Here is an 18740-nt window from a genome sequence, read left to right on the forward strand (position 1 = left end):
ATCTGAGTTCAAATCAAAAAAACAAAGCCAGTCTGTAGGACTCATTAATTATGTCTTCACATTTACTCAACTACTATTGTCATATTCTCACTACTCATGCATTAGTAAGAGAACCAAAAGGGTTAACGTCTCGTTTAAAACGAAGACTAAGAGTCTACCGTAAAGGGCTACCTAACTTGCTCTAACACCACACCACCGAATCAATGAAATATCCGCGATAGTACTTACGGCACCAGGCAATGTTATGAGTCAAGAAACTACTTGAAGAAACATAGAAGATAAGAGATTACAATACTCAGATTAGCGAAACAGGCGTCATGATAAAAGCACAAAATAAATCGACAAGACTAAGCATGCCTAAAACAAAAATAATTGGCTAATTATTAATTATGTTGAAACTTACTATCTGAACTCAAAGTAAAAAATAAAGCCCATTCTTAGGCATCGTTTCAATAATGTTATCCTTATTTGCTCATGAGCTAGGCTTAATGTTCATGTCTCACTCTGCAACTTTTGCTTTTTCAATCATCTTAGTGATGGTTGATGCTTGCACGAGTATAGAAAAAACTACCACGGCATACGTCATCACCAAGATGACCTCGCGTACGTCAATGTTTTTTTCTGGTAGAATCATATAGCCTGTAGGAATAGCCATTGCCATGGCAATCGCTAAACCACCACGTAATCCTCCCCATGTCAAGATACGCACCGAATGCGGATTATAGTCTCGATAACGATTGAAACCTACGTAACATAATTTGACGCTAATATAACGAGCGATGAGAACAAGAGGAATAGCGAAAGCCATAATAATCCAGTCTTCCTTGTGGAAGCTAAAGGTCAACATGCTCAATCCGATGAGTAAGAAAAGAACTCCATTTAGGAATTCATCAACTAGTTCCCAAAAATAGTCTAAATGATCTTCACTTTCTTTTGAAAAACCAATATAACGAGTCCAATTACCAATCATGATACCTGCAATAACCATAGCTAAAGGACCTGACACGCCGATTAAACTTGCAAACACATAACCTGCGGTTGGAATTCCTAAGGTGAACAATAGTTCCATTGAACGTTCATTAGTATTGCATATCATATAATGAACGAAAAGTCCAAGAAAAAAACCATAAAAAATGCCACCAATAGCTTCGTGCAAGAAGAGTGTGATAACACCCATAATGGTTGGCGCTTCAGTGCCGAAAGCCGCAGTGAATAAAGTGATAAAAATAACTAAACCAAAACCATCATTGAATAATGATTCCCCTTCAATCTGAGTAGATATGCGTTTTGGTGCGTTTAATTTTTTGACGATAGCCATCACTGCAATAGGATCTGTCGGTGAGATAAGTGCACCAAATAACAAGCAGTATATAACGTTAAATTGTATATTAATAAGTTGGAAAAATAGCCATGTCGCTCCGCCAATGAATAACGTCGATATCAGCGTTGCACCAAAGGCAAGTATGGTTATTTCCCATTTTTGATCTTTAAGGTTCGGTAATTTTATGCCTAACCCGCCAGCAAATAACAAAAAACCAAGTACACCTTTCAAAAGAAAATCATCAAAATGAACTTCATTTAGTGTTTTCTCTGCAAAATTTTTCAGGTCAAACCAGTTGTTTTGGCCTGATATTACAACACCTAAAGAAAATATTAGAGCACCAGCCGTGAGGGCTATGGTTGTTTGTATTTGTCCAATTTTGCTATTAATAAAAGCAATAATCATTGCTGCAGCAGCGAGAAAGCAAAACGTTGTATAGACGGTCATTCATGAACCCATGTTAAAGAATTTACAATTCAAAAAATTTGTTACGGAATATAAGTCTATATGCAAAAAAAAACTATAATAAATCTGTGCATTTTAGGTATCTGCCAGATGTCGACTCGTAATAGACGTCTAGACTCCCAATTGGGCTATGATACTATGCCAATATAGAGCAAGATCAAAAGGAATTTATGAATGTGAGTAGTAAGAATGTATTAGGGAAACTGTTGACTGAAAATATTTTAATTATCGATCGCAGTATGGGCAATTCTTCAGAGTGGTTTTATTTCCTAAATAAGAGAACTAAATTTTCAATCAACACTCTAAACAGAGAGGTTAACTTAAATATCCAGGCCTATAAACAAGCTTAACTACAAAACAACTAACTGGAAGCAGTATACTCAAGGTTTAATTAATAGTGCTCAACTACCATTGCCATGCCCTTGCTATTCATGCATTAGCAAGCGAGTCAGAATGGTTAACGTCACGTTCAAGACGAAGAATAAAGGAACTATACAGTACTTGAACATTTATTCTACGAGTTTAACAGTCTACAAGAGAGACGCATTGAAAGTAACACAGCCTTGCACTGACGGGAAACTTAGAATTTGACGCAAATTACATCTAGTAGTAAATATAAATATGCATGCCATTATTGCTACTGAGTTAAGTTCATTGAATATGACTGGCTGCGCAGTAATACTGAACCCGCTCCACCAGATCCGTCTAATAATCAATAAGATATAAAGAAATAGTTGTTGCGGCACAAAAAAATATTATAAAGCTATTCATATTAAACAAGCTGTTTCACTCATCTCACCAGATAGGGCTCAGTTTTCTAAGAATAAGGTCATCTACACAATATAGCGCTCAAGTTACCATAAGTTATACAATATAAAGCAGTATAAAAAAAGAAGGTATGGTTAACGTAAACCTTCTCTATCAAAGATGGCACTATTTCAAGTCAAAAACTTTTCAGAGTAACATTGAGCCTAAGAGATCACATTACTCAGATTAGTGAGACTGACGCCATAATAAAAAACATTAAATAAACTAACAGGGCTAGGTATGCCTAAAACAAAAGTGATTGTTTAATAGTACATTTTGTTAAAATATGCTATCTGAACTTAAATTAGGGAACAGAGCCCACAAAAGTGAAAGTTAATAACGTAAATCGATCATTCGAAGATGCTAATCAGCGTACATTAAACAGTATCATTACTATACCGAAAATCCATTCATTTCAATTTATTTTAACCATGACCACAACAATATCATTGTTAATGATTCACAGACATGAGTTCGTAACCATAATCTGATAAAAGTATTAGTGTACTGTAATAACGAATGAGGCTTTACTAACCGGGTGTTTAATGCTTCATTAGCCCTGGGATCAGGTCCAGTGGTTAGAATGCTTAAACAACGACTTTTAAAGCATTGAAAATCGCTGTAAAATTTTTACTTTTCGTAACTTAAGGAGGAAGGACCATAATGTCTGTAATCAAAATGACCGATCTAGACTTATCAGGCAAACGCATATTTATTCGTGCTGACTTAAACGTCCCAGTAAAAGGAGGTAAAATAACTTCTGATGCTCGTATTTTAGCATCTCTTCCAACTATCAAATTATGCCTAGAAGCTGGTGCGAAGATAATGGTTACTTCTCACCTTGGTCGTCCAACTGAGGGTGAGTACACAGAAGAATTTTCGCTACAGCCTGTCGTTAACTATTTAAATGACGCGCTTGATTGCAACGTTAAACTCGTAAAAAATTATTTGGATGGCCTAGAATTAAACTCGGGTGAATTAGTTATTCTTGAAAATGTTCGCTTTAATAAAGGCGAGAAAAAGAATGAAGATCAGTTGTCGAAGCGATACGCTGCATTGTGTGATATTTTTGTGATGGATGCATTCGGCACTGCTCACCGAGCTCAAGCATCTACCTATGGTGTAGGCGTATTTGCTCCAATCGCATGTGCTGGTTCTCTACTTGTGGCTGAGCTTGAAGCACTCGATAAAGCAATGAATAATCCCGCGCGTCCATTAGTGGCTATCGTTGGTGGCTCAAAAGTTTCTACCAAACTAACTATTCTTGAGTCATTATCTAGAATCGCTGATCAATTAGTTGTTGGTGGTGGCATCTCAAACACGTTCATTGCAGCTGCAGGTCATAATATTGGCAAATCACTGTACGAAGCAGATCTGGTTGAAACAGCTAAAAAATTAATGAAAAAGTGCGCAATTCCAGTTGCTACTGACGTTGCATGTGCCAAAGCCTTGGATGCAAACGCGGAAGCTGAAATCAAGCACGTTTCTGACGTTCAAGATGACGATATTATTTTTGACCTTGGTCCTCAATCAACTGCAGCGCTTACTGAAATCATCGCAACCGCAAAAACAATTCTTTGGAACGGTCCCATAGGCGTCTTCGAATTCAAAAATTTTGAAGCTGGTACTAAGAGTATTTCTGACGCGATTGCTGCATCTGAAGGTTTTTCTGTAGCTGGGGGTGGTGACACTCTAGCAGCTATCGACAAATTTGGTATTAAAGCAGATGTATCTTATATCTCAACTGGTGGTGGTGCTTTCCTTGAATTTGTTGAAGGTAAAGTACTACCAGTTGTTGCAATGCTAGAAGCGCGTGCAAAAGCATAATATGAAACACAAGGAATGTTACACTTGCTTTTGGTTGCATCTTTACTTGTGATGGACATAAAAGTGTAGAGACCAAACCTAAATTTTAATGTGTTTGGTGTAACGTTTGGGTATAATGTGTAGTCTTGATCGTAAATATTTGTGATTGAGCTAAGTTAGTGGGGAGATACCCAGCTCGACACTAAGCCATTCAAAGACTACAGAGTAAATGGGATTATTATTATGTCTAAAATTTTTGATTTTGTAAAACCTGGGGTTATCTCTGGTGAGGACGTACAGAAAGTGTTTGAAATTGCAAAAGCGAATAAATTCGCTCTTCCAGCGGTAAACGTAGTAAACACAGACTCAATTAATGGTGTTCTAGAAGCCGCATCTACAGTTAAAGCCCCAGTTATTATTCAATTTTCTAACGGTGGTGCAGGCTTTTTTGTGGGTAAACACGTTCAACTAGAAGGCCAATCTGCACAAATCCTTGGTGCTGTTGCTGGTGCGAAATACGTTCACATCATTGCTGCTGCATACGGTGTTCCAGTTATTCTGCACACTGACCATGCTGCTAAGAAATTGCTGCCATGGATCAACGGCTTATTAGATGCTGGAGAAACGCATTTCAAAGAAACAGGTAAACCGCTATTTTCTTCACACATGATTGATCTGTCTGAGGAATCACTCGAAGAAAACATTAAAATATGTACTGAATACCTTACTCGCATGGAAAAGATGGGGATGACATTAGAAATCGAACTAGGTTGTACTGGTGGCGAAGAAGATGGCATTGATCATTCCAATATAGATGCATCTGCGCTTTATACATCTCCAGAAGACGTTGCATATGCATACGAAAAATTGATCAAAATCAGCCCACGTTTTACGATTGCTGCATCTTTCGGCAATGTACACGGTGTTTACCAAGTGGGTAACGTTGTATTAACTCCTATTATTCTGCGTGACTCTCAAACTTACTGTGCTAAGAAATTTGGTCTCGCTCCGAACTCGTTGAACTTCGTATTCCATGGTGGTTCTGGTTCTTCTGAAGGAGAAATTCAAGAGTCTATAAGTTATGGTGTTATCAAAATGAACATTGATACGGATACTCAGTGGGCAACGTGGAACGGTATTCGTACTTACTATGCAGAGAATTTTGATTACCTGCAAGGTCAAATTGGTAACCCAACAGGCAACGCTTCACCAAATAAAAAATATTACGATCCACGAGTATGGCTACGTGCTGGTCAAACCTCAATGGTAACTCGTTTAAAAAAAGCATTTTTTGACTTAAACGCAATTGATGTTCTGTAGTTTAGTTTTTAAAAACGAATTATAAATTTTTTCAATCTGACAAATTAATGAGTTCTTTCGTAACGGAAATTGAGTTATATGCTGAAACTAATACTTGAAATCATTTATAATAAAATATATTGGCTCGTATAATCAATACAATGAGAGCAGAGATAACTAAGTAAAGTATTATTTAAACTGTTAAAAATTTTACAACTGTATCAATAAGTTTGCTAGCATTAATCTCTGAGTTAATAATCAGTATACTACTCTAGCTTACCCAACTCTACGTATCCATAAAATAATAATTTTATGTCACTTTAAAGTTGATGTAGCAATCTGAAAAGCTAAAATCTGCAAGTCGTAATTCAAACAATCACCTTTCTACCGCCTAGACAATAACCCTCATAGGACACCTCTACGAATTTACTTACCACTCATCTATCAAATTGTTGCCTATATTCATAAGCTATTCTGAGGAGGAAATACGTGGAAGTTAAAATGAACAAACCGCTTCATCATAATACGTTCAATTATAAAATGCCAAAAAAGACTCCATACAAGTACAATGCTGAAGAACAAGAGGACTCTATTCTTCATTATAAGCATACACCCATTTTCTTTATTATGCCTAAATTTTTGCAATAATTATGAATTACAAGCACTCAAGCCTTCATCATATTTTAATTGAGTATATAATACTAAGATATTAACAGACAGCTATGATTATTATACTTACTGATCATTAGGTTTGTTAAACAAGTAAAAACTGAGCCAAATTATTACTCATGTTATCGAGAGCATAATATATTATATAATATTTATTGGCTTTGTTTCCTAATTAGAATTCAGATAGCAAATCCTAGCATGATCAATGATTACATAATCACTTTTATTTTAGGCTCACTTAACTCGATCAACTGATTTAATGCTTTTAGCATGCCGTAAGTTTCACTAACCTGACCATTATGATCTCTTAAACTCAATATTTTTTCAAAAAGTTTTTTGACTCGAAACATCGCCATTTCTTATAAGGGTCATTTATGGCAATCATAGCTCGTTTTCCAAGGCTGATTTGAACCATATAACTTCTGGTAACTAACCTCTAAATGACATGAATGATCTTGTTTACAAAAAGTTACTCCTTTTCTTGGCGAGCTAAATGGACCGTTCGTTTAATACGAACGGTGTCGTAAGCACTCTCGGCCGCTATTTAATGCTTTGAGTGGGTCTGCTTGAGCAAGTTAGATAGCACTTCATCGTCGTTAGTCACATTTGATGCACTTAACCCAGCAGTAATAATTTCATTCGTATTTATATCTACCTCTAAATGTAGCTTACGATAGACTCGCTGTTTTCCGTCCGTGCCATACTTTTTTTACTTTCCATTCTCCTTCACCGTAGATTTTTAGCCCTGTATAATCAACGGATAAGTGCTAGATCCTTCATTTGCTCTGCGTCGTGAACGTGGCATGAACTATTTTAACTTGCTTGCTAATGCATGAACAGTGAGGCATAACAATGCCAGTTGAGCAAGTTTAAAAATAAAATTCATTAACCCTTGCAGACCTCTCAAAGGCATTGAAAATATGCATTTAACCATGAAGGTGATCATAATGGCTAAATCGCTAAATAAACGAGGTCTCCCATGATCACTCTGCTTAGTTTGATTCCATAGCTAAATAGCTTCTTCATCAACCCGAAATATTAACGAGCCACGATTAATTGAAACCTGAATATTTAAGCGAACTTAGCTTCTACAAGCTGAGATTAACAATGTAGTTCCCTAATTTAGAGAATAAAATTTATTCAAAATCAACGAAAATATATGACAACATTATAGATACATTCATTACACGCGCGCATAATGTGTGAAAATAATAATTGATATATGATCAATTAATACAGCTTGCACAATAATAAAAGCGTTAAGTAAACCAATAAGGCTAATCATACTTAACATAAAATAGTTCTTTCATAGCTAATTATATTGAAGCTTACTATCTAAACTCAACTTGGGAAATACAATAGTTATGAGCGAAAAGATGATTGTTCTTCGCTTTCCGTTTTAAGTATTCTCAGCATATGAAAAATTTCTTTCGATGCTTTAGAAAATTTATTGGCTTCGAGCTCTTTCTTCGCTTGACGAACAAGTTGACGCAGCTTTTGACGATTAGTAGATGCGTATTGTTTTACCACATCGTTAATAACTTTATCACCTTCTGTTATCAAACGATCACGTAGCTTTCCTAATTTTTGCAGTTCTATTGATTGTTGGCCATGCTTATTATTCAACAAATGAAATGCAACTTGAATTGACTTTAGGTCAGCCGTTCGCATGATTTTACCAATGAATTGCAGTTGACGACGCCTTGCTTCTTTTTTAAAGTGCTGCGCATCTACAATTGCAATGCGAAGATTTTCTTCCAAGGGAAATTTAGCCAAAATAGCTGGCTTAAGATCTACCAATTGCGCACCTAACTTTTGCAATGCTTTCATGTCACGTTTCATCTCGGAGCGGCTTACCCAGATGATTTCATCTTTATCTTCCCAAGGTTCACGTTTGTTTTTACGGCTCATAATCTTTCCTAAGGTTGTTTGTTACTTAATTAGCTTTGTTTCCTAATCTGAAAATTGTGATTTCTTAAGCTCAATGTTCTCTTCATACTTTTAATTGCGCGGATAATTTCGTTTCCAAAAAATTGCTTCTTTTCTTGGTGGTATGAGTAGAACCGCTCGTTTAATACGAACGGTTTCACAGCATGGTCTGGTATCGTAAGCACCATAGGCTGATATTTCATTAATTTTTTGGCGCGTCTATTTGAGTAAATGTACGTAACGCTTTACCGTCAGTCACATTTAATGCACTTAACTCAGCAACAATGATTTCATGCAGATTTATATCTACTGCTAAATGCAACTTACTCCAGACTCGCCGTTTTCCATTAGTACCATACTTTTTTAATTTCCATTTGCCTTTGCCCTAAACTTCGAGCCCAGTAAAATCAATAGCTAAGTGCTGGATACGTTCTTTCTTCTTAGTCTTGAACGTAACGTTAACCGTTTTGACTCGCTTGCTAATGCATGAATAGTGAGGACATGACAATGACAGTTGAATAAGCTTGAAAATAGACTTAATTAATTCTTGCAGACTTCTCAATGGCGTTGAGAATACGCATTGAACCATGAGGACCGTCATAATAGCTCAATCACTAAATAAAAGAGATCTCCCATGATTACCGTACTTATGTTTGATTCCATAGCTAAATAGCTTCTTCATTAATCCAGAATATTAGTGAATTACGATTGATTAAAAGCTTAATTATACTGCTTTCAGTTAGTTGTTTTGTGATAAAAATTATTTATAAACATGAACATTGAAGTGGACCTGCCTGTTTGAAGTGTTAATTGAACATTTAGCTCCTTTATTTAGGAAATAAAGCCGGTTACCATAAACGTTCCCTAGCAAACACAGCAATGGCTCGAGTCGAAAACTACTGGTAGAGACATTGAGCCTCAGACAGCACACAACTCAGATTAATGAAACCGATGCCATAATAAAAGCGTTAAATAAACTGACAAGACTAGGTATATCTAACACGAAAGCGATTGTCTAATAGTGAATCATGTGGGGATTTGCTATATGAACTCGAATTAGGAAGCAAAGCCTTACCAAGAATATCGAATTATGCGGGCGTTTTTTAAGTATTCTCTTCTCTACGAGTGGTATGCTTATAGCACAATACACAATAATCGAAAACTTTATGAACGTGAAAGAACAGGTGGCTCTGCAACGAACTGAACTTGAAGTTGCAGTAAATTACGCATTAGAGATGGCATGCAAAAAAGCTGATACTGCAGAAGTGACAATCACTAAAACCACGGGTATTAGCGTAGCTACACACATGTGTGAAGTAGAAAGTGTTGAATTTAATAGTGATGGTATGCTGGAGATCACAGTGTATCGCGGTCAATGTAAAGGCAGTGCATCTACGTCTGATTTATCAAAAAAAGCAATTACACAGACAGTTGCAGCAGCATTAGATATAGCAAATTATACATCTGAAGATCCTTTTTCTGGTCCCGCACCTGCCAAACTGATGGCGTACGATTACCCAGAATTGGATCTATTTTACCCTGATGAGTCAGAGCCTGGTCATGCAGCAAAAAAAGCAATTGCTGCTGAGCGCGCTGCATTAGGCTACGATAAACGAATTAAATTTAATCATGGCGCTAGTTATGATAGTCACTATGGTGTTCGAATTTATGGGAATAGCCATGGCATGTTGGGAAGTTATGCTTCAAGTTGTCACAATCTCAGCTGCAGCGTGATTGCAAAAGATAGCAAAGGTATGGAGCGAGATTACAGCTATACTGTGGCGAGAGACAAACTAGATCTTTGGACTCCTGAAAAAGTGGGTATTCAGGCTGCTAAACGTACTATTGCTCGTATGGGATCACGTCGTGTCAGTACCTGTTACGCTCCTGTTATGTTTTCGGCGGATATTGCTACTGGATTACTTGGTCATTTAGTTATGGGTATCAGCGGTTCGAACCTATACCGTAAATCTTCCTTTCTTTTAAATAAGCTTGGCCATCAAATTTTGCCTAAGTGGTTTCAAATATATGAGCGTCCTCACATCCTAAAGGGCATAGCAAGTTTACCGTTTGATCATGAAGGTTTGATTACTCGTAACCTCGATATTATTAAAAACGGTGAGCTACAGACTTATCTTGTCACGAGCTATGCAGCACGTAAGCTTGGTATGGAGCCGACTGGTCATGCTGGTGGTATTCATAATTGGTTTATTGGTAATACAGGGCAATCTTATGAGCAGATGTTGAAATGTCTCAACACTGGCTTGTTGGTGACTGAATTAATGGGTCAAGGTGTAAATATCGTTACGGGTGATTATTCACGTGGTGCTGCGGGTTTTTGGGTTGAAAATGGTGAACTTAAATACCCAGTGAGCGAAATTACCATTGCAGGTAATTTAACGGATATGTTTAAGCAGATTATTGCGGTTGGTACAGATACTGAATGCCGTTGCCAGATTCAGACTGGTTCTATATTAATTGAATCGATTAAAATCGGCGGAGCATAGCGTCGTCCTTCGATTTCTGGTTCTTACCACAGACCACAACTACTTAGCCTACTAAGCTAATGAAAGCGTATCCGATCGTTTCCTAGCTGCAGCGCTAAAGACCTAATATTATGTCACTCTAAAAAATTACTAAACTTCCATTTTTTGATATTCTGGACACAGAAAGTCAGAAGTGAGCCTTAAAACCACTTACCTAAAAACTAGTGGCTTTATTAACCCTTATTTTCATGGAGGTTTTATGCCTTTTCTGACTTTGTTAACTAAGCTCTGAAGAAATATACAAACTGTCAACAATCAACTGCATTAGCATGTCTTCCTGCGCAAATCTAAACTCAATAAGTTCACCAACAACAGATATTTCACTATCAAATCCAGAAAAATTATCTTCATCGAGTACTAAGTCATTGTATTTATCATTGAAGTTCAACAAAGGTTCAGTAGTTTCGACAATGCGCGCATATAATAAATCAATCTCTGTGTTAGAAGAAAAACCGGTAGATTTCCAACGTTCCATGATCATGCTATAAATTTTGAAATGCCCCGCAGAAATATAATCCACTAATGATCCACAGAATTGTTTTAATTTTTTTTCTGTAGGCAAAGATTTTTTACTGTCACCTAACAACCCGGCTACCTTAGAATACTCCACAAGTAGTTGCTTTCTTAGAGTCAACCAGTAGTCAATTACGTCACTGTAACCTTCCCATGGCTGCTGTGCTTGTTCTAATTTATTGAGCATGACTACGTTCCTCATGATCAGCGCAGTTGAGCACTTTACTCAGATTCAGCCATATCTTTCAGGCCATTAATTTACTAATATCCAGTTACTTAAATTTAGAGTGCCAGTATTCGTCTCGCTTATCAAGGGTAGAAGTATTGTTATGTCTAATGGCTTTGTTTCTTAATTCAAGTTCAGGTAGTAAATTCCAAGATTATTCACTATTAGACAATCGCTTTCGTGTTAAACATACCTAAACCGGTCAGCTTACTTAACGCTTTGATCCTGGCGTAGGGTTCGCTAATCTGAGTGGTGTGCTCCCTGAGGCTCAATGTCTTTACCAGTAGCTTTTTAACTCAAACCATTGCTGTCTCCACTAAAGAAGATTTATGGTAACCGGATTTATTGCTTAAATCATGTGACTCAATTTGCAATCAAGACTCTCAACAGCTAGGCTAACTTCAATATTCTCGCCTATGCACAAGCTTCGCTACAAGACAACTAACTGAAAGCAGTATAATCAAGCTTTAATCAATCGTGGCTCACTAACATTCTGGATTGATGAAATAGCCATTTAACTATGAAATCAAACTAAGCAGGATAATCATGGAAGACCTCCTTTATTTAACAACTTAGCCATGACGGCAGCCCTCATGATTAAATACGTATTTTCAATGCCATTGAGAGGCCTGTAAGAGTTAATCAATTCTGTTTGCAAACTTGCTCACCTACCATTGTCATACCCTTACTATTCATGCATTAAAAAATGAGCCAAAACGGTTAACATCACGTTCAAGACGAAGAATCAAGGGAATATTCAGCACTTATCCATTAATTTTAAAGGACTCAAAGTCTATGGTGAAGACAAATGAAAAGTAAAAAAACATAGCACTGATGGAAAATGGCTAGTCTGACGCAAGTTGTATTTAACGGTAGATGTAAATATACATGGAAGTATTGTTGCTAAGTTAAGTGCATCAAATGTGACTAACGGTGAAGTGCTACCTAACTTGCTCAAACAGACTCGCCTCAGAATCAATGAAATATTAGCCAATGGTGCTTACGATACCAGACAATGTTCCGAAACCGTCCCTATTAAATAAACGGTTCCACTCATTCCACAAAAAAAGAACAACTAGTTGAGAACGAGGTTATTCGTGTGATTTAGCGGTCAATTACCATAAGTTATACTGTTCCAATTAGCATTAAAAATGAGGCATTGTTGCCATAAATGTTCCTTATCAGAGACGCCAGTGTTTCAAGTCAAAAAACTACTAGGAGGAACATTGAGCCTAAGAGATTACCATGCCCAGATTGGTGAAACCTACACCATAATAAAAGTATTAAATAAGCTGAAGGGGCTAGGAGATGCCTCAAAGGAAAATGAGCATCCAATGGTTAATTTTGTTGCAATTGACTATCTCAACTCGGATTAAGAAACAAAGCCTTACCTAACCCAGGAACAAAGTTCCAACATGCTCTAAAATATTGAACGTCCGACACGTTTGGCTAATAGTTCTAATGCTGCTGTCCCTGCAAGAGAGTTACCAGAAGAATCCAATTCAGGCGACCAAACACAAATGGACATTTCACCAGGCACAATTGCTATGATTCCACCACCTACTCCAGACTTACCCGGCATCCCAACTCGGTATGCAAATTCTCCTGCACCATCGTACAACCCACATGTTGCAAGTAACGCATTCACTTGCTTACTCTGCGTTTGGCTAAGGATTGTTTTGCCTGCACCTAAAGAAAGTCCTTTATTTGCCAGATAATTAAATGTTTTCGCTAGATCTATACAGTTCATACGGAGTGCGCAGTAATGAAAATAATTAGATAAAACAGGCATTACAGCATTATTGAAGTTACCAAATGCACGCATAAGATATGCGATAGATGCATTGCGATCGCCATGATCCATTTCTGACGTTGCTACAGTTTTGTCATACCAAAGATGAGAGTTGCCAGACAGCATACGAACAAATTCAAGCATGCGCTGACGTGGAGCAGACAATCGGCTATGTAGCATATCACACACCACCAGCGCACCAGGATTAATAAACGGATTACGAGGGATCCCATATTCCATTTCTAATTGAATCATTGAGTTAAAGGCTTGACCGGATGGTTCTTTGCCAACCCGCTGCCAAATTTCAATGGGTTGGTAATTTTGTAATGCTAGTGTCAAACTTAGCACTTTGGAAATAGATTGAACAGAAAATGCCTCAGACGCATCGCCTGCCGTGATAATTTCTCCGTCATTGTAACACACTGCTATACCCAATTTATCTGCCGGCACATTCTTAAGTGCTGGAATATAATTGGCAACACGACCTTGCCCTATTAACAGACGGACTTCATCTAAAATGTTGTTCAAAATTTCTGGGCTTAGTTTCATCCTGCTCTCCAACGGAGAAAAATTAACATAAAATTGACTTTAGATTGTTTCCTGTAACACATTTACTATGTTGCTAAAGGAACTAAATCTTCCATCTATGCTCTAAACAGCTAGGATAACTTAAGTATTCAGGTCTACGAACAAGTTTAGCTACAAAACAACCAACTGACAGTAGTATAATCAAGTTTTAATTGATCGTAGCTCACTCATATTTTAGATTGATAAAAAAGCTATTCAGCTATGGAATCAAGCTAAGCAAGGCAACCATATTTATTTAGCGACTTAGCCACTATGACGGCTCTAATGTTCAAAGACCTATTTCAATTCCATTATGAGGTCTGTAAGGAATCGTTAATTCTGTTTTTTAAACTAGTTCCACTGCTGTTGTCATAGCATCACTATTTATGCATTGGCAAGCGAGCCACAAGGGTTTATGTCACGTTCAAGAATAAGCATCAAGGAACCGCACTTAATCATTGATTCTACAGGACCCACAGTCTACGATGAAGGATAAGGGTAAATAAAAAAGCATGGTACTGGCAGTAAACGTCGAGTGTGGTCAAGTTATATTTAACAGCAGAGATAAATTTACATAAAACCATTACTGCTGAATTAAGCGCATTCAATGTGGCTGATGGTGACGTGTTACCTAACTTGCTCAAACAGACCCACCGAACAATCAATAAAAATGTCAGCCAATAATGCTTATGACACCAAGCAGCGTAACGTAACCATTCGTATGAAACGAGCTATTCCACTCATCCTACGAAGAAGAGAAATAACTTTCGGGGAATAAAGTTATCCGCGTAATGTAGCGGTTAGTCACCAACAATTATATAGTCCAAATAAACATAAAAAAACAAGATATAGTTGCCATAAACGTTCCCTATCAGAAACAGTAATGTTTGGGGCTACAAAACTGATAGGAGCAACATTGGGATTAAGGGATTACAATACTAAAGTGAGCGAAGCCATCGTAATAATTAAAGTATTACGTAAGCTAACAGGATTCAATATGCCTAAGACCAAAATGATCGTCTAATAGTTAATCATATTAAGATTTGCTATCTGAACTCGAATTACGAAATAAAATTTATTCTATACGAACGTATTTTATATCCCATACTCCGTGCCCCAAACGGTATCCATGTGCTTCAAATTTAGTCAATGGACGATCTTCTGGACGAGGAATATATGTACCACTAGTTACTGCATTTTTATCACCATACGCTACATTCACCACTCCGACCATATGTTCAGCACAGTTTTTCCAATCGGTAACCATGTGAAAGATGCCACCAATTTTAAGCTTACCACGCAGCACCTGAACAAATGCTGACTGTACAATACGACGCTTGTGATGACGTGTTTTTTGCCATGGATCAGGGAAGAACAATTGTATCGCTTGCAAATTTGTCACTGGCAGAATTCTTTCGAACACTTCAACCGCATCGTGACACATTATACGCAAATTGATTACATTAGCATCACGTGTGGCCATCAAACAGGCCCCAGCCTAGACTATACACTTCAATGCCGATGAAATTTTTTTTCAGGCGTATTCTTTGTCATGTCAACAAGCTATGCACCCATCCCAAAACCAATTTCAACAATAACCGAATTATTATTTTCAAAGATTTGAGTCCAATTTAATTGTTTTTCTTCAAAATTAATGCCCATTATTGGCCAACAGTCATTCAGTGCACGTTCTTGGCCTTTGGTTAGACGACCTTTTTGACGTACAAAGCTTCTGATTTTATGAATAATTTTGACGCCTTTGATTAATTCGATTTTGGTGACTTCAGTCATGCTGTTATGCCTGCAACACTGTAATGCATAAAAATTAAGCGGATCACACATCACCCAAAGATTACGCCTCTGTGTAAACCTAAACACATGACGATTTGTATCTTCCCTGAAATAATCCCACAGCTGATCTTGATGAAATTCTGTATTTATAGACAGAATTTGGTTGCTATACACTTACGCTTGCAATCTACACAAAATTACATAGAAAATAATAAGTTATAATGGCGAGTTTTTAACACCAATTATTGATGTTATGGACTTATCCTGTGCCGTATGTAAAATTATGGTCGCCATGAGCTTTGTTTCTTAATTCCAATTCAGGTAGTAGATGCCAATATAATTAACTATTAGGCTATTGCATTCTTTGTAGGCATGCCTAACTCTGTCAGATTAGTGAGACTTGCGCCATGATACATACGTTACATAAACTAATCGCACTAGGTACGCCTAAAACAAAAATGATTGTTTAATAACGAATCATATTGGGGTTTGCTATCTGAACGCGAATTAAGAAACAAAACTAGGTCCACTATACACTAGCATAACCAGCTAAACTGGCTTGTTGCCAAAGACACGGCACCACGTTCAGCATGCGGAACACACAATTGCACCAATAACTTCTGGTGGCGGAGGAAGAACTATTATCTATCTTTCAAACAGCTAACCACTATGTCACTAATAAATCCTTATGCTAATAGCACTTCGAATTTAGAAAAACGTCTTCATATTGTTATTTGGCCATCATATACATGAGAAGCTGGACCCGACATAAAAAGTGGATGACCAGCACCACACCAACGTATGTGAAGCGCACCTCCAGGCAGAAACACATTTACGGATTCATCCAGAAGCCCTTGGATAATACCGATTGCCACGGCTGCACACGCGCCACTTCCACATGCCTGAGTTTCACCTGCTCCACGCTCATAGACGCGCAATCGAATTTTGTTACGCGACACGACCTGCATGAAACCAGCGTTCACCCGCTCAGGAAACCGCTGGTGTGATTCAACCAGTGGGCCAATGGTTTCCACGTCAGCAGTATTAACATCATCAACAACTGTTACACAATGTGGGTTACCCATGCTAACCGCACCAACCAATAAAATTTTATCGTTGACACGTAAGATGTAGGCTTTTTCTTCCGTGTGTGCACGGAATGGAATTTTTATCGGCACCCAGATTGGTTCACTCATATTCGCCGTCACTGCATCATTTTTATTAATTTTTAGTACCATTTTGCCAGATTTCGTACTGACATTGATTTGATGCTTATTGGTTAAACCTTTCATTTTAACAAAGCGAGCAAAACAGCAGGCACCATTGCCACACTGTTCTACTTCACTGCTGTCAGCATTGAAAATTCGATAGTGAAAATCACTCACGGGATCATACGGAGGCTCTATAATCAACAATTGGTCGAAACCAATACCGGTGCTCCTGTCCGATAGACGGCGAATCAGTTCTGGCGAAAAATACACATTTTGGGTCACGCAATCAACGACCATAAAATCGTTGCCGAGACCATGCATTTTTGAAAATTGTATCTGCATCCTAATCCTTTATCTAAGCAAGACTGGCTTTAATTACTATTATGACTCAAGTGATTCATGCTTACGCGCACCATAGGCAGTGTAATGATTTATTATCACTCCCGCTGCTCCACTACTGGTGTTGTAGTTCGAAGACATCACAAATCCATACGTCCCGAATGAAAGTACTGCTAATAAAGCATCCAGTTGAATATTTAACATTCTGTTTTTTTTAGATAATCACTCGTTTCACTGATAAGACGAATCTAGTCATAGGTCTTAGTATCATCCGAGCGAAATATAAAAAATATTATGTCTTACCAAACTTGGTAAAGTGCAAGGCGGAGTAAATTATTCATTGTTACATTAATAATTACTAAATTTTCTTCATGATATTTAAAAAACTCAATATGCGTAGGCAAGATACCGGTAATCGTACAACGTGATTCAAATAGCAATTCAATTCCTTGGTAGTTCGAGCAACATTTTGTATAACTAGACGGTTCTGACGGTTTTTCATCACGATAGACAATACCAAGACTACTATCCATATTAAGATGCGCAATCATTATACCACTTCTTCTAATTGATAAAATAAGGCTAACAAACGATCCGTTGACTCAATGAAGGGAGCAAGATCGGTTAACTGAGACCTAGTTTGGTAATCAATGCTACGCACGTTAAAATTTGGTAGACTATTTGCTTAGATATACACAGCACAAGCATAACTAAACGCAATGCTAAATTTATTGCCTTTTAAACCAGTGGAAGTGTACCAAGCAACGCAATGCAAAAGCTAGAGCCTAAATGAATGAGTACATTCAACACACTTAGATTACTATTTGCCCACAACTGATCCTCCTTTTCATATTTAAAACAGTCCAACATTATCCTTCCCTGTCTAAATTGAGTTATGTCTGACTGATATTCTGAAGTCTTGTATCCTACATGTTATTCAGATTTGTAGGCATGCTATTCTGCGCAGGTGTGTATTCTGGATAGTAAAGTGGGCCTTGTTGGCCACAGGCTGACAATAGCGTGATAACTGCCAACACAAAGAATTTCAGGGTAGTTCGCATCATTTATGTTAGTGCTCCTAAAGATAATGTCACCTATAATCTCATCAATACACTGAAAAGCAATAGGGCGGAATGGAATGAATGCAAGTCAATATCACGAACTAGTTGATGCTCAATGGATAACCATTGAAGCAGGTATCGACGAGAGCGGTGCAGATATCGATTATGAAATATCCGAAAATGTATTAAGTATTGATTTTAAAGACCGCAGCCAAATCATTATCAATCGTCAGGAAGCAATCTCTGAAATTTGGTTAGCATCAAAATTTGGTGGTTTTCACTTTACTTATACCAACAATAAGTGGCTATGCAGCAAGACTGGTACTGAGTTCATGGACATTGTGAAACAAGAGTGCAGTAAGCATGCTGACAAAGAAGTGAGCTGGTAAGACACCATC

12 protein-coding genes and 6 pseudogenes are annotated in these 18740 nt (G+C 37.5%); 8 read left to right on the forward strand and 10 right to left on the reverse strand.

Annotated features, from left to right (window positions below; all coding sequences use genetic code 11):
• Positions 1-31: 31 nt before the first annotated feature.
• Positions 32-151, forward strand: a pseudogene (locus BTN50_RS12100) (IS5/IS1182 family transposase); the annotation flags it as partial.
• 348 nt (positions 152-499) lie between these two features.
• Here BTN50_RS12100 and BTN50_RS03170 read toward each other — a convergent pair.
• Positions 500-1768: a cation:proton antiporter gene (locus BTN50_RS03170; protein ID WP_096619001.1), complete on the reverse strand. Its 1269-nt coding sequence runs from the start codon at positions 1766-1768 to the stop codon at positions 500-502.
• Positions 1769-2176: 408 nt separating this feature from the next.
• On the opposite strand from BTN50_RS03170, the gene BTN50_RS12105 reads away from it, so the two are divergent.
• From BTN50_RS12105 to fbaA, 3 genes are all read left to right on the forward strand, one after another.
• Complete coding sequence (locus tag BTN50_RS12105; protein WP_394336775.1) at positions 2177-2377, forward strand: hypothetical protein; 201 nt, start codon at positions 2177-2179, stop codon at positions 2375-2377.
• An 879-nt stretch (positions 2378-3256) separates the two neighbouring features.
• Positions 3257-4420, forward strand: a complete 1164-nt coding sequence (locus BTN50_RS03185) for a phosphoglycerate kinase (RefSeq protein WP_096619003.1) — start codon at positions 3257-3259, stop codon at positions 4418-4420.
• 222 nt (positions 4421-4642) lie between these two features.
• Entirely contained in the window at positions 4643-5719 is a 1077-nt protein-coding gene (gene fbaA / locus BTN50_RS03190) for a class II fructose-bisphosphate aldolase (protein ID WP_096619004.1), read from the forward strand.
• Positions 5720-6576: 857 nt separating this feature from the next.
• Here the strand turns inward: fbaA and BTN50_RS03195 are convergent.
• From BTN50_RS03195 to BTN50_RS10955, 3 genes and pseudogenes are all read right to left on the reverse strand, one after another.
• Positions 6577-7436: pseudogene (locus BTN50_RS03195) on the reverse strand (IS5 family transposase).
• Positions 7437-7729: 293 nt separating this feature from the next.
• Entirely contained in the window at positions 7730-8278 is a 549-nt protein-coding gene (gene yjgA / locus BTN50_RS03200; RefSeq protein ID WP_096619005.1) for a ribosome biogenesis factor YjgA, read from the reverse strand.
• Positions 8279-8371: 93 nt separating this feature from the next.
• Positions 8372-9060 (reverse strand): annotated as a pseudogene (locus BTN50_RS10955) (IS5 family transposase); the annotation flags it as partial.
• A 402-nt stretch (positions 9061-9462) separates the two neighbouring features.
• On the opposite strand from BTN50_RS10955, the gene pmbA reads away from it, so the two are divergent.
• Positions 9463-10803: a metalloprotease PmbA gene (gene pmbA / locus BTN50_RS03210; protein WP_096619007.1), complete on the forward strand. Its 1341-nt coding sequence runs from the start codon at positions 9463-9465 to the stop codon at positions 10801-10803.
• 256 nt (positions 10804-11059) lie between these two features.
• On the opposite strand, the gene rsd is transcribed toward pmbA, so the two are convergent.
• Positions 11060-11542: a sigma D regulator gene (gene rsd / locus BTN50_RS03215; protein WP_096619008.1), complete on the reverse strand. Its 483-nt coding sequence runs from the start codon at positions 11540-11542 to the stop codon at positions 11060-11062.
• Between the two features lie 509 nt (positions 11543-12051).
• On the opposite strand from rsd, the pseudogene BTN50_RS03220 reads away from it, so the two are divergent.
• Positions 12052-12957 (forward strand): annotated as a pseudogene (locus BTN50_RS03220) (IS5 family transposase).
• Positions 12958-13001: 44 nt separating this feature from the next.
• Here BTN50_RS03220 and glsB read toward each other — a convergent pair.
• The gene (gene glsB / locus BTN50_RS03225; RefSeq protein ID WP_096619009.1) at positions 13002-13922 is read right to left on the reverse strand and encodes a glutaminase B; all 921 of its coding nucleotides are present in this window, start codon (positions 13920-13922) and stop codon (positions 13002-13004) included.
• A 190-nt stretch (positions 13923-14112) separates the two neighbouring features.
• Here glsB and BTN50_RS03230 point away from each other — a divergent pair.
• Positions 14113-14964 (forward strand): annotated as a pseudogene (locus tag BTN50_RS03230) (IS5 family transposase).
• A 51-nt stretch (positions 14965-15015) separates the two neighbouring features.
• Here the strand turns inward: BTN50_RS03230 and trmB are convergent.
• From trmB to lptM, 4 genes and pseudogenes are all read right to left on the reverse strand, one after another.
• Positions 15016-15731: pseudogene (gene trmB, locus BTN50_RS03235) on the reverse strand (tRNA (guanosine(46)-N7)-methyltransferase TrmB).
• 722 nt (positions 15732-16453) lie between these two features.
• Positions 16454-17284, reverse strand: coding sequence for a diaminopimelate epimerase (gene dapF, locus BTN50_RS03240; RefSeq protein ID WP_096619010.1), 831 nt, complete (start codon positions 17282-17284; stop codon positions 16454-16456).
• Between the two features lie 296 nt (positions 17285-17580).
• Positions 17581-17832 (reverse strand): type III PLP-dependent enzyme domain-containing protein, encoded by a 252-nt coding sequence (locus BTN50_RS03245; protein WP_096619011.1) that lies wholly within the window; start codon positions 17830-17832, stop codon positions 17581-17583.
• A gap of 375 nt (positions 17833-18207) precedes the next feature.
• Complete coding sequence (lptM, locus tag BTN50_RS09365) at positions 18208-18345, reverse strand: LPS translocon maturation chaperone LptM (RefSeq protein WP_118779914.1); 138 nt, start codon at positions 18343-18345, stop codon at positions 18208-18210.
• Positions 18346-18419: 74 nt separating this feature from the next.
• Here lptM and cyaY point away from each other — a divergent pair, with 74 nt between their 5' ends.
• Entirely contained in the window at positions 18420-18731 is a 312-nt protein-coding gene (gene cyaY / locus BTN50_RS03250; RefSeq protein WP_096619012.1) for an iron donor protein CyaY, read from the forward strand.
• Positions 18732-18740: the final 9 nt, after the last annotated feature.

The organism is Candidatus Enterovibrio altilux (genome assembly GCF_002381345.1).
GTDB classification, from domain to species: domain Bacteria; phylum Pseudomonadota; class Gammaproteobacteria; order Enterobacterales; family Vibrionaceae; genus Enterovibrio; species Enterovibrio altilux.